Origin of the sequence: Achromobacter sp. EB05, assembly GCF_044232075.1 — a bacterium.
Lineage (GTDB): Bacteria > Pseudomonadota > Gammaproteobacteria > Burkholderiales > Burkholderiaceae_B > Achromobacter > Achromobacter dolens.
Window position 1 is genome coordinate 1,028,329 of sequence record NZ_CP155917.1, and the last position, 12,299, is coordinate 1,040,627.

Below are 12,299 nucleotides of genomic sequence, written 5' to 3' on the forward strand. Positions count from 1 at the left end.
ACGATGAAAGCTGTTTCCCTGATCCGCAAACCCGCCGCCCTGGCTCTGGTGCTGGCCCTGGCCGGCTGCGGCGGCCTGCTCAAGAGCGAATACGAAACGCCGCGGACGCAGTCGCCGGCCGCCTGGCTCCACGGCACGGGCGCCGACGCGCCGGCCAACGCGCTGGCCGCTGGAGGCGCCTGGTGGCGCAATTTCAACGACCCGGTGCTGGACGGCCTGGTCGATGGCGCGCTGGCGCGCAACAACGACCTGGCCGCCGCCGCCATCCGCGTGCGCCGCGCGCAATTGCAGGCCGGACTGGCACAGGACCAACTTATCCCGCAACTGTCCGGCACCGGCAACGTGACGCGCGCGCGCAACCTGCGCGGCGAACGCGAAATCACGCGCACCAACAGCGCCGAACTGTCGATCGGCTACGAGGTCGACCTGTGGGGCAAGCTGTCGCGCCAGCTCGACGCCGCCGAGTGGGAAGCGCTCGCCAGCGAGCAGGACCGCCAAAGCTCCGCGCTGTCGCTGGTGGGCACCACCGCCACGCTGTATTGGCAGACCGCCTTCATCAACCAGCGCATCGCCAGCAGCCTGGAGAGCATCGCCTACGCCCGCAAGACGCAGGAACTGGTGCGCGCGCAATACGCCGCCGGCGGCGCCTCGGCGCTGGAAGTGGCCGAGGCCGAACAGACCGTGGCCAGCCAGCAGGCGGCGCACGCGCTGCTGGTGCAGCAACGGGTGGAATACGTGAACGCGCTGGCGATCCTGTTCGACGGTCCGCCCGACCGCACCATGGCCGACCCGCAACGCCTGCCGCAGTACCCGCTGCCGCAGGCGCGCGAAGGCGTGCCGGCCGAACTGCTGGGCCGCCGTCCCGACCTGCGCGCCGCCGAACTGCGCCTGCGGGAGTCGCTGTCGAACATCGACGCGGCCCGCGCCAGTTTCTACCCGACGCTGACCCTGACCGGCGCGCTGGGCAGCTCCAGCCCGACGCTGTCGAATGTGCTGCAGAACCCCGTGGGCACGCTGACGGGGGCGCTGACGCTGCCGTTCCTGCAATTCAACCGCCTGAACCTGAACCTGAAGGTCTCGCGCGCGGATTTCGACGAACGGGTGGTGAGCTTCCGCCAGGCGCTGTACCAAGCCATGGCGGATGTGGAAAACGCGTTGTCGAACCGGACGCAGTTGCGCCTGCAGGCTGAGCAGTTGGACGCGTCGCTGAAGGCGGCGCGCGAGGCGGAGCGCCTGTACGAGGTGCGCTACCGAGCCGGTTCGGTCTCGTTGCGGTTCTGGCTGGACGCGCAAGAGAAGCGGCGCGCAGCCGAGATCGCGCGGGACGAGAATGCCCTGAATCGGTTGGTGAATCAGGTGAAGGTCTATCAGGCGCTGGGAGGGGACGATGCCGTCGTCATGGCCGGTGCTGGCGCGGTGGACGGCCGATGAGCGGATCGCGCCCATAGCGCGTTGAAAAAAGCCCCGGCGTCGGCGCGCGATATCGCCGGCGCCAGCGCTGAAATCCGATCGCGTCCGATCCTCCTGGCCGCGTCAACTTCGATATTGGCTCGGGCAGTTCGCAAGCTGACCCGCAGCGCTTCGGCCTGTTCCCGAATCGTCGCCTATGCCGTCAGATTCGGACGGTTTCACCTGATGCAATAGAAGACGGAAAGCAGCGTCAGCCGACGCTGAATCATGAAGGCCGTCGCTACAATCGATTGACCGCGCAATACCCCGCCAGACTGATCACGTTCACCGCAACGTACGATCACCGTCACCGAAATACTCAGAATGAACTTGCGACTGCTGAAGTACTTCGCTGTGTTGGCCGACGAGTTGAACTATCGCCGCGCCGCCGAACGGCTGCATATTGAAATCTCGCCGTTGTCTCGGGCGATTCAATCGCTGGAAACCACCTTGGGGGTGTCTCTTTTTGTGCGGTCCAACCGGGGCACCCTGCTCACGCCGGAGGGGGAAGCGCTACGGGAGCACATTCCGGCCATATTCAGCGCAATCGGTCAGGCGCGCGACAGCGTCCTAGGCGTGGCCGTTGGCAATCGCGGCGCGCTACATATTGCCCTGTCAGAAGGAATGAACCCGACGCGATTGGCCGCGTTGATGGCCGGTTGCCGCGCGGACGAGCCGCGCGTGGTCATCCATTTTTCGGAGGTGCCGTTCGCCCAGCAACTCGCAGGCCTGGACCAAGGCCTTTACGACCTGGGTTTCGCTCCATCCGACCACGTGGGCCGCGGCATCGTGGCTGAACGAGCCTGGCAAGACCCGATCCATGTGATTCTCCCCACCGGCCACCCGCTGCTGGCGATGGAAGTGATTCCATTGAGCGCGGTTCTCAGGCATCCCCTGGTGCTTGGCGATCCGAAGTATTGCGAGGGATGCCGCCGGCAAATCGACCGCTTGATCAGTAAGGGTTCGGCCCAACCTCTCGTGGCGGCGCAGGTGCAATCGACCTATCTCATGCTTTCGATGGTGGCCGCTGGCGTCGGCCTCGCACTGGTGGGCGCTTCCCAGGCCCTTTCAAGCTGGGAACTCGGCATCCTCAGCCGTCCGCTGGCCGAGCCGGCGGCGTTGACGACCTGGCTCCTGCGCTCAACCCGCGTCGCACGCCAGAACGTGACGCGCTTCGTTGAGCGGGTGATTGCCATGCGCGAAGACACCTCTCCACCTTCCCGCGCGCGGTAAACGGCCACTATCGGTGCGTGAGCCTGGCTCGATCACATCCACACGTTACCTTTTGGGCCTATCACGTTGCCCATAAGGCAACGTGATAGGCCTTTCGCCGTTCTAGATTGAAAGATCCAATTCCCTGCCTTTGTAGCGCTTTTGGAAAAGAAGTCAGGGGCGTCAATTGCTGGAATCAATCAGGAGCTGCTTGTGCAAGTATCCAATTCAACGCTGTCAGGTCCGAGCGGCCCGCTCGGTTTCAACTATTCGTCGACGCGGTTCACCACCGACGCGAATGGGGAGGCCCGCTTCACCGAAGTCATGGGTTCTGCGAAGCAAAAATATATCGAAAGCCCCCCCGCATCGAAGGCCGTGACCCTGTCTGATAAGGCGGTGGCGCTGTCAGGCCAGGAGACCGAAGATGAGGATGCAGATCTCAGCTTGTTGGCGTGCTGGACACCGGAAGCTCTGGCGCGTTTCGCAAATAACTATACAGAGGCCGAACGGTATCAGAAGCTCGAGATTATGGTTTTCAATAGCGCATACACGCCAGGGCACGATTGCAGCGAACTCACGTCGGAGGGCGGTCCCATATATTATGGGACCACGAGAATTCTGGTCACGCCCGAAAGGGAGGCCGCGTTAAAGCGGCAGCACGATACATTTGCAGCTCAACAGGAAGCCTTGTATGTCACCGAAATGAGTAAGGGGAGCTCGGCTATGGATATCTACAAGAAGATCGGGAAGCTGATTTTGGCGCAGCCGGATGATTTTGCCTATAAATTTGGAATTAGTGTCAAATATCGCGAAAGAATGGATGCTCTTACCGCGGCTTATAACAGTGCGCATAATAGCCAGTTTGGCAGGCATGTCGATCATTCCTCATCTAGTATGCCACTCTCGAATGAGTCAAAGGTTGACGCATTGGTGAAAGCGAAGACTAGTCTTGCGCATAATTCCGTATTGCAAAAAGCGAGTGATCTAGAGCGGCAGCGGCAACAGATATTAATGGACCTGCTTCATGGGAAAGCAGGCTTTAGGTCTAAATCTGCATCCAGTCACCGAGTGTAGGTTGTAAATTTAAAAGTCCTGTGCCCGGGCTGTTTTTTGAAAAAATTCTTGGCAGAAGTGGTGCTTGATGATTTTCATCGGGCATTTTTATTTCGTAATCTGGCCGGTTTTGCCTGATTTATAAGGTCACGCGTGTTCCAAAAATAGCAATATGCGAGTTCATGGCTGCGTTCAAATTGAGGTGGCAGGTCGTCAACCTGCTTCACCCTGCATGTTGACCAAGTTTTTGAAGCATAAGTCATCCCAAGGGTGAGTTCGGCATCAGTCGATGATTGATGCATAGTCAACGTACCCCATGGAGAGATTTCATGAAAAATCGATTGTTGCATGTTTCGGTTGTTGCTTCGCTTTTGTTCTCCGGCAGCGCGTTTGCCGGTGATTATGTGTGGTCCACCTATAAGAGTGGTGACTATGTGTCGAGAAGAGGGGGAACCGCCACGGTTGTGTATCAACCCAGCAATTTTCTTGTCTCGCCACTGGGGAAAACCGTCACTGGTGTGCAAGTTCAGCTTCAAGATAGTTCCCAGGCAAACGTATCAATGGAGGTTTGCTATAACGGCCCGATCGATTGCTATCCCATAACCTACAGTGGACAAATCTATAAAATGTTTAATGGCAGGCCGGCCGATAAGCCGTTCACGGTAAGGTATACCGGTACTGGTCTTGGTCCGTATCCACGCTACGTTATCGCCACGATGGTGGTCTATTACGGCGATTAACTAACTCCTTGAGTGGCGACTCGTAGATCTGGCGTTGAGTTGTTGTCGAAGCTATTCGCGTCGATTTCGGACTATGTGATCGATGCGAATTACTGACACTCCGGGCCTTCCGCTCATTCAAATCACACGTGTCGGCCATACCTATCGCATGGACAGCCAGTCCATACCCGTGCTGCGTGACGTGGCATTCGAGGTCCATTCCGGTAAAACATGCGCGATGCTCGGGGCTTCCGGTTCCGGCGAGAGCACGTTGCTCAACCTCCTGGGCTTGCTCGAGTGGCTTTCGGCGGACCGGTTCCTACCTGGGGAACCCCGCTAGGGGGGCAACTCCCGGCAACAGAAAAACTTCATCAGGTTGAACTAGCCATTGCGGGGCGAATTGCTGCCTATCTGCGCGGTGGGTACCGCCTTCGGGTGGGTTGCCCGTACGTTACCTTTTCGGTCTGGCGCGTTTCTCATAAGGCAACGTCATGGGCCACTCGCCGTTCTAGATTGAAAGATCCAATTCCCTGTCTTTGTGGCGCTTTTGGAAAAGAAGTCAGGGGTGTCAATTGCTTGAATCAATCAGGAGCTGCTTGTGCAAGTATCCAATTCAACGCTGTCAGGTCCGAGCGGCCCGCTCGGTTTCAACTATTCGTCGACGCGGTTCACTACGGACGCGAATGGGGAGGCCCGCTTTACCGAAGTCATGGGTTCTGCGAAGCAAAAATATATCGAAAGCTCCCCCGCATCGAAGGCCGTGACCCTGTCTGATAAGGCGGTGGCGCTGTCAAGCCAGGAGGCTGACGACGCGGATGCAGACCTGAGCTTGTTGGTGTGCTGGACACCTGATTGGTTGGCTCGTTTTGCCAATCAATATACAGAGGCCGAACAGTATGAACAACTAAAAACCTGGGTTTTTAATGATTATTCTCCTGGATTTGATTGTTCTGATTATATTAACGGAGGAGATTTATATTATGCAACAACTAGAATTCCGGTTACTCCTGAAAGTGAGATGATAGATAAAAAACAATCCAATGCATTTGTTGCTGACCTGAAATCGATGTATGCAGTCGAGATGAGTAAAGGCAGCTCAGCGATGGATATCTATAAAAAAATAGGAAGATTGATTCTGTCCCAGCCGGATGATTTCGCATACAAATTCGGATTCAGTGTCAAGTTTCGAGAGAAGGTGGAGTCTATGCCTCAATGGGGAGGACATGGCGATCCGTTCGAGGGGGGCGGCGGTTCTTTCTCCTTCAAATATGACCCGCCAGGCGAATCAAAGGACGGGGCCCTGATGCAGGCTAAGGATGGGTTTTCACGCAGAATGTTGCTACAGATGGCGCATGATATGGAAAGGCATAGGCAATATATCCTGATGGATTTGCTCTATCGTAGTGTGAATCAAAAGCCGACGTTGATATCTGGTCTTTGAATGTAGATTGTTGTCTCTGGATTTGTTCTGCTGTAATTCTCATGGAAGATATGGTGCCCGATTAATATCGTCGGGCGTTTTTTTAGACAAAGTGCGTTGATGGCGATTTTTTTATGTGCTGAAAAGCTGCTGGTAATGATTTGGTCGATGTCTCTGTGGTCTGACCTATTTGGTCACTAGTGTTCCAAAAATAGAAATATGCGATGTTCTTTATGCGCTCCAATTGAAGGACAGGTTTATCCAATCTGTTCACCTTGTGCGTTGATAAGGCGATAGCGGTAGAAGCCATCCCGCGGGTGAGTCCGGCATCAGTCAATGATTGATGTGCTGTCTGTATTTTGTGGAGAAATCTAATGAAAAATAAGTTGCTGCGTTTTTTGGTTGTTGCTTCGCTGTTGTTCTCCGGTAGTGCGTTTGCCGGTGATTATGTGTGGTCCACTTATAAAAGTGGCGACTATGTGTCACGAAGAGGAGGCACCGCTACTGTTGTTTATCAACCTAGCAATTTTCTTGTCTCACCAGTAGGAAAGAAAATTAAAGGCGTTCAAATTCAAATTCAGGATAGCTCACAGGCAAATGTGTCGGCGCTGGTTTGCTATAACGGTGGGGTCAGTTGCGCCTCGTTATCCTCGAGTGGGCAGATATCCCATTATTTTGACGGAAATTCTGCTGATAAGCCGTTTTCTGTAACGTATACCGGGACAGGTGTCGGGCCATATCCTCGTTATATTCTTGCCACGATGGTGGTTTATTACAACGACTAAGAGAGTTGTAATGGATAGCGACTTATCTTCAATTTGACGATAAGTCGCTATAAAGAGATATAAGTCGATTCTGGACCTTGTGACTGATGTGGATTGCAGATTCGTGGGGCCATCCGCTCATTCAAATCACACGTGTCCGCCATGCTTATCGCAAAGGCAGCCAATCAGTAAGCGTGCTGCGCGATGTGACACTTGAGCTCCACCCCGGCGAAACCTGCGCGCTGCTTGGGGCGTCCGGTTCCGGCAAGAGCACCTTGCTCAATATCCTGGGCTTGCTCGACCGGCCGTCGGCCGGCCAGTTCCTGTTTCGCGGAAGCGACATGCTGGCTATGGACGAGAACGCCCGCGCCTGGGTTCGCAATCGAGAGATCGGGTTTGTTTTTCAGTCCTTCAACCTGTTGCCCCGTATGAACGCCCTCGATAACGTTGCCTTGCCACTGTTCTATCGTGGTATCCCGCGAGCCCAGGCGCGGGCCACGGCCATGGATTGGCTTCGTCAAGTTGGATTGGCCGATCGCGGCGGGCATCTCCCTGCCGATCTCTCCGGCGGGCAGCGCCAGCGGGTCGCCATTGCCCGCGCCTTGGTCGGCAATCCCTCCGTCATTCTTGCGGACGAACCGACCGGTAATCTGGATCAGGCTTCAGCCGAGAGCATCATGGCCTTGCTCATGGGGCTGAACCGCGAGCGGGCGGTCACGATCGTGATGGTGACGCATGATGCCAACCTGGCTGGCCGCTTCTCGCGCCAGATTCATATGCGCGACGGTGTACTGCATGAACCCTGCCACTGCGACGAAAGGCGTTGATTTCCGGTGTTCCGGTGCATGCGCGGTCTATCGCTGACGCAAACTGCGCTGCAAGCGGCTGACAGCCTGCGCCAAATGGGTCGCAGGGCCTTGTTGGCTTTGCTCGGCATCATGGTCGGCAGCACCGCCATCATCGCGCTCCTGAACATCGGGCATAGCGCCGCCGAACAGGTGATGCGCATGTTCAAGGACATGGGTACGGACGTCCTGGTGGTGACTTTCCCGGTGACGGGCGCCAAGCCGCGCGCGCTGCCCCGCGCGTTGGATGCCGGCGCGTTGGCGCAAGCCGTGCCGGGCATCCGCCATGCGGCGCCCCTGTCGGTCTACAACGTGCCGCTGCGTTTCCCGGGACGTACGATGGTTCCCAGGATCGTAGGCACGACGCCGGATCTTGCCGCCGCGATGAATCTGCGCATGGAGCGCGGCCGTTTCCTGTCGCCGTTCGATCGTCATGCCACATTTGCCGTCGTCGGTGCGGAAATCGCGCGTGAACTGGGCAGTCCGGCGCATCCGCTCGCCCTGGGTGCCTCGCTGCAAATTGGCGGCTACTTCTATCAGGTCATCGGCGTCACGCGCAGCATGAAGGGGAATCCGCTGATTCCGGTCGATGCGGACCGATCGGTGATCGTTCCCATTGAAGGGCTGCACCGATTGTTTCCCAAGCCTGAACTCGGCGCCATCCTGGTCAGGGCGACGCCTATGGCCGACCTTGTGGAAACGGCCAGCGCGCTGCGCGGGTATGTCGGCACGCAGGTGCCCGGCAGGGAGGTCCAGGTGGATATTCCCCGGCAGTTGATTGATGGTCTCGAGCGTCAGTCCCGAACCTTTTCATATCTGCTCGCGGGACTGGGCGCGATCTCATTGCTGGTGGGCGGCGTGGGCGTGATGAACGTGATGCTGATGAGTGTTTCCGAAAGGCGGCGCGAGATCGGCGTTCGCTTGGCGCTCGGGGCGACCCGGCGCGACATCCGCCTGTTGTTCCTCGCCGAGGCGGGTCTGTTGGCCATTGTGGGCGCGGCGCTGGGCGCAGTGTTCGGCGTTGGCGCGGCCTACGCTTTTGCGCGCTACTCCGGTTGGGATTTCGTGCTGGCGCCCGCATCCTTGCCCTTGGGGATGGGCACGGCGCTGCTGACGGGGTTGTTCTTCGGTTGGTATCCGGCCGTCGCGGCTTCGCGGCTGGAGCCTGTCCAGGCCTTGCGCGATGCGTAGTGCGGCGCGGATGCTCATCGTGGCGCTTGGGTTGGCGGCGCTGTCACCCGTGGCACGCGCGGGTGATGAGCCGTTGCCGTCTCGCCCGGCCATGCGGTATCAGGCGCCGGCCGTGTTGGGCGAAGGCGTCGTCGATCTGACCTTGACCGATGCCGTCTTTCTCGGCTTGCGCGCCAATCGCGGCATACGCAGCGCCTACCTGACCCGCGTGGCGCAGAAGTTCGACCTGCGCGTGGCCGAGGATTTCTTTTCGCCCAAGCTTCTCGTTACCGGGCAGATCACCGGCAACCGCAATCAGGACGATCGTTCGCGGCAGGGGGTGCTTTCGCCCGCGGCGACGATGGTAGGCGAATTCGGCACGCGTTTCAGCCTGGGTTGGACCAGCCAATTGAGCAAGGCCAACCGGGCGGGAGGGTTCCGCGACGACGGCGTCACGCTCGCGATCATCCAACCCTTGCTGCGCGGCGCGGGCCGCGAGGTGGCAACCGCGCCCTTGCGCATGGCGCGCTTGATCGAGCAAAGCAATCGGCTGACTTTGCAGGATTCGGTTTCCCAGACCGTTACGCAGATCGTCCAGGCCTACTGGCAATTGATGCGGGCGCAGGAGCAAGTCACCATTGCCAAGGCGGCATTGCAGCGTTCCCAAGCGCTTCTGGAGATCAACCAGGCGCTGATCGCAGCCGGACGCATGGCGCGGGTCGACCTGGTGCAGACGGAGGCCGATGTGGCCGCCCAGGAGTTCAATGTCGAGAATGCCGATAACGATCTCAACGCCAGCCGATTGATGTTGCTGCAACTGCTGGCCCTGGATCTGCGCAGCCGGATCCGGGCCAGCGACAGGCCCGGGAAAATGCCCTCGACGCTCAGCGTGCAGGATGCCCAGCGCATCGCGTTGACGCACCAACCGCGGTATTTGCAGCAGGTGATCGCCCGGGAACAGGCCGATATCAATCTTGCGGTCGCGCGCGACAACCGCCTGTGGGATGTTTCCCTGATGGGCGGCGCCAGCCAAGGGCGGACAAGGCGATCGAGCCATTCGGAGGCGGTGTCCGATCGCCATTGGGACGGGTATGTGGGTGTCCAGGTCCAGATACCGATCGGGGACCTGAGCGCGCGACAGGCTGCCGTCCATGCAAAAGCCGACGCGGACAACCAGGCGCTGCTGCTCGAAGACGCCGAACAGCAGTTGGCGCTGGACGTGAATAACGCGGTGCGGGAACTGGCCTCTCGATGGCGCCAGTACGAAATCGCGGGGCGCGTTCGCGATCTTTCACGCAAGAAGCTCGAGATCGAACGCCAGAAACTGCAGGCAGGACGATCGAGCAATTTTCAGGTGCTGGCCTTTGAAACCGATCTACGCGGGGCGGAGAACGCCCGACTCAATGCCTTGATCGGCTATCTGGATGCACAGGCGCAGTTGGACCTGAAGCTTGGCATGACATTGCAAAGTTGGGGTATCTCGCTGAATGACTAAGCTCTCTGCCTATAAATCCGGCCTGATGGCGGCGGGCGTGGCCCTGCTTGCCGTCGCGGCGATCGCCTTTGCATGGCATCGACCGCCTGGCGGCAGGGCGCAAGATAAACCCTCGCCCTGGACATTGGTTTCGCCACGGCCGGTCGAGATTCGTCTGGGCGTGGCGGGAAAGATCGTTCCGGAGCAGATCGTCACAATCACAGCGCCCTTCGATGGCAATATCAAGTCGCTTGAGGTGTCGGAAGGGCAGCGGGTGGAGGCGGGCCAGCGCCTGCTCGAGATGGATGTGACCGAACTCGACATACAGCGACGCCAGGCGCTGAGCGAACAGATCAAGGCGCGCAAGCTCCTGAGCGACATCGACCACTGGGAGTCTGGCCCTGACGTCGCCCGCGCTCGTCAAACCCTGTCGAGCGCGCGTCTCAGTCTGAGCGACACGCATCAGAAGCTGGTTGAGACCAGGCAGCTCTATGAGCGCGGAATCGTGCCCCGCATGGAGCTGGATGCGTTGATCCAGCAGGAAAAGATGCAATCCCTGTCGGTGGCCTCGGCAGAGGCGGAACTCGCCGACGCCCGGGAGCGCGGCAAGGGGCAAGCGCGGCAACTCGCGGAAATGGAGGTGGCCAATGCCACGGCCCGGCTCAATGCGCTGGCCGATGAGGCCTCCGGCGTGGTGGTGGCGCCGTTTTCGGGTGTCGTGATCCGGGTCCCGGGCAACGGCGATGGCAGGCGGGACGCCGCCGGAGAGCCATTGTTGGCGGGCGCCAAGGTTGGGCAGGGCCAGGGGCTGTTGGCCATTGCCAACGTCGCGCGGGTCCATGTCGTGGCCAAGGTCGACGAGACGGATCTGAATCGGCTGCGTCCAGGCCAGCCGGTGGAAATACGTGGCGAAGGATTCAGGGACCTGGCGCTTTCCGGCGAATTGGAATCGATCGGGGTGCAGGGACTCGAGGGAGACTCGCAGGCGGGCACGATGTATCGGGTAGTGATTGCATTGCCGCCGCTGACGGCGGCGCAACAGGCGGTGGTGCGGCTGGGAATGACGGCGAGCGCCTCGATCGTGATATTTCATGATGAGCAGGCGATGGTGGTGCCGGCCACGGTGATTCGTACTGACGCGGGAAAGAGCCTTGTCCGGTTTCGTGAATCGGCAAGCTCCACCGAGCGGTCGATCGTGGTCTCGGCCGGGCCTGCCACGCCGGACGGGGTGGTCGTGACGGGCCTTTCACCGGGTTATGTCCGGGATGAATGGCAACCTTCGCCGTGAAAGGACCCGGGGGGATCGCCCGACGCGCGCCCATATAAAATACCCCCCATGACCGCCCCAGAAGAAAAAGCTGACATCGCCCGCCGCTTCGGCAGCCTGTCCCGCCTCTACGGCCCCGAGGCTCCCGCCCGCCTCCAGAACGCCCACATCGCCGTCGCCGGCCTGGGTGGCGTAGGCTCGTGGACGGTCGAAGCGCTGGCCCGCTGCGGGGTCGGCGCCCTGACGCTGATCGACCTGGACCACATCGCCGAATCCAACGTCAACCGGCAGATCCACGCCTTGACGCAGACCCTGGGGCAATCCAAGGTGGATGCCATGGCCGAACGCGTCCTGGCCATCAATCCCGAATGTCGCCTGACCCGTGTGGACGATTTCGTTTCTCCGGAAAACGTCGCGCAAGTGCTGCCCGGCCCCTATAGCGCCATCATCGACTGCACCGACCAGGCCGCCGCCAAGATCGCCATGATCCTGCATGCGCGGGCGCTGGGGATTCCGATGCTGCTGTGCGGCGGCGCCGGCGGCAAGACCGATCCGCTGGCGTTGCGCGCCGGCGACCTGTCGGCCGCGGTCAATGACGCCTTGCTGTCCAAGCTGCGCAACAAGCTGCGGCGCGAGCATGGGTTTCCGCGGGCGGCGGACAAGAACGGCAAGGCGCTCAAGCGCGTGCCGAAGATGGGGATTCATGCCCTGTGGTTCGATCAGCCCGCCATCCTGCCCGATGAATGGACGCGGCAGGCCGAGGCCGAGGACGATATGGGCGCCTCGGCGCAGGCCGTGGCGCCGCAGGGGTTGTCCTGCGCCGGCTATGGCTCGGTGGTCACCGTGACCGCCGCCATGGGCATGGCGGCCGCCAACGAGGCCTTGCGGCTGGCGTTGCAAGGCTAGCTGGGCGGCGACGGCCCGTC

General features: G+C 59.8%; 12 protein-coding genes. All 12 read left to right on the top strand.

Features of this window, described 5'->3' with window-relative positions; all coding sequences use genetic code 11:
• The first annotated feature begins 3 nt into the window (after positions 1-3).
• The gene (locus tag AAID08_RS04725; protein ID WP_175168333.1) at positions 4-1,431 is read left to right on the top strand and encodes an efflux transporter outer membrane subunit; all 1,428 of its coding nucleotides are present in this window, start codon (positions 4-6) and stop codon (positions 1,429-1,431) included.
• A gap of 342 nt (positions 1,432-1,773) precedes the next feature.
• Complete coding sequence (locus AAID08_RS04730; RefSeq protein ID WP_116792683.1) at positions 1,774-2,682, top strand: LysR substrate-binding domain-containing protein; 909 nt, start codon at positions 1,774-1,776, stop codon at positions 2,680-2,682.
• A 192-nt stretch (positions 2,683-2,874) separates the two neighbouring features.
• Entirely contained in the window at positions 2,875-3,735 is an 861-nt protein-coding gene (locus tag AAID08_RS04735) for a hypothetical protein (RefSeq protein WP_175168334.1), read from the top strand.
• Between the two features lie 308 nt (positions 3,736-4,043).
• Positions 4,044-4,454: a hypothetical protein gene (locus AAID08_RS04740; RefSeq protein WP_131728096.1), complete on the top strand. Its 411-nt coding sequence runs from the start codon at positions 4,044-4,046 to the stop codon at positions 4,452-4,454.
• 217 nt (positions 4,455-4,671) lie between these two features.
• Positions 4,672-4,773 (top strand): hypothetical protein, encoded by a 102-nt coding sequence (locus AAID08_RS04745; protein WP_231132953.1) that lies wholly within the window; start codon positions 4,672-4,674, stop codon positions 4,771-4,773.
• Between the two features lie 258 nt (positions 4,774-5,031).
• Complete coding sequence (locus AAID08_RS04750; RefSeq protein ID WP_175168335.1) at positions 5,032-5,874, top strand: hypothetical protein; 843 nt, start codon at positions 5,032-5,034, stop codon at positions 5,872-5,874.
• 353 nt (positions 5,875-6,227) lie between these two features.
• Positions 6,228-6,638 carry a hypothetical protein gene (locus AAID08_RS04755; RefSeq protein ID WP_131727115.1) on the top strand — a complete coding sequence of 137 codons (411 nt, stop codon included), beginning with the start codon at positions 6,228-6,230 and terminating at the stop codon, positions 6,636-6,638.
• Between the two features lie 86 nt (positions 6,639-6,724).
• Positions 6,725-7,444, top strand: a complete 720-nt coding sequence (locus AAID08_RS04760; RefSeq protein ID WP_217485633.1) for an ABC transporter ATP-binding protein — start codon at positions 6,725-6,727, stop codon at positions 7,442-7,444.
• 18 nt (positions 7,445-7,462) lie between these two features.
• Positions 7,463-8,653, top strand: a complete 1,191-nt coding sequence (locus AAID08_RS04765) for an ABC transporter permease (RefSeq protein WP_395757404.1) — start codon at positions 7,463-7,465, stop codon at positions 8,651-8,653.
• Between the two features lie 10 nt (positions 8,654-8,663).
• The gene (locus AAID08_RS04770; RefSeq protein ID WP_231132952.1) at positions 8,664-10,127 is read left to right on the top strand and encodes a TolC family protein; all 1,464 of its coding nucleotides are present in this window, start codon (positions 8,664-8,666) and stop codon (positions 10,125-10,127) included.
• The gene (locus tag AAID08_RS04775) at positions 10,120-11,394 is read left to right on the top strand and encodes an efflux RND transporter periplasmic adaptor subunit (RefSeq protein ID WP_395757405.1); all 1,275 of its coding nucleotides are present in this window, start codon (positions 10,120-10,122) and stop codon (positions 11,392-11,394) included. Before AAID08_RS04770 ends, AAID08_RS04775 begins: the two co-directional genes overlap by 8 nt.
• A 48-nt stretch (positions 11,395-11,442) precedes the next feature.
• Positions 11,443-12,279 (top strand): ThiF family adenylyltransferase, encoded by an 837-nt coding sequence (locus tag AAID08_RS04780; RefSeq protein WP_116792688.1) that lies wholly within the window; start codon positions 11,443-11,445, stop codon positions 12,277-12,279.
• Positions 12,280-12,299: the final 20 nt, after the last annotated feature.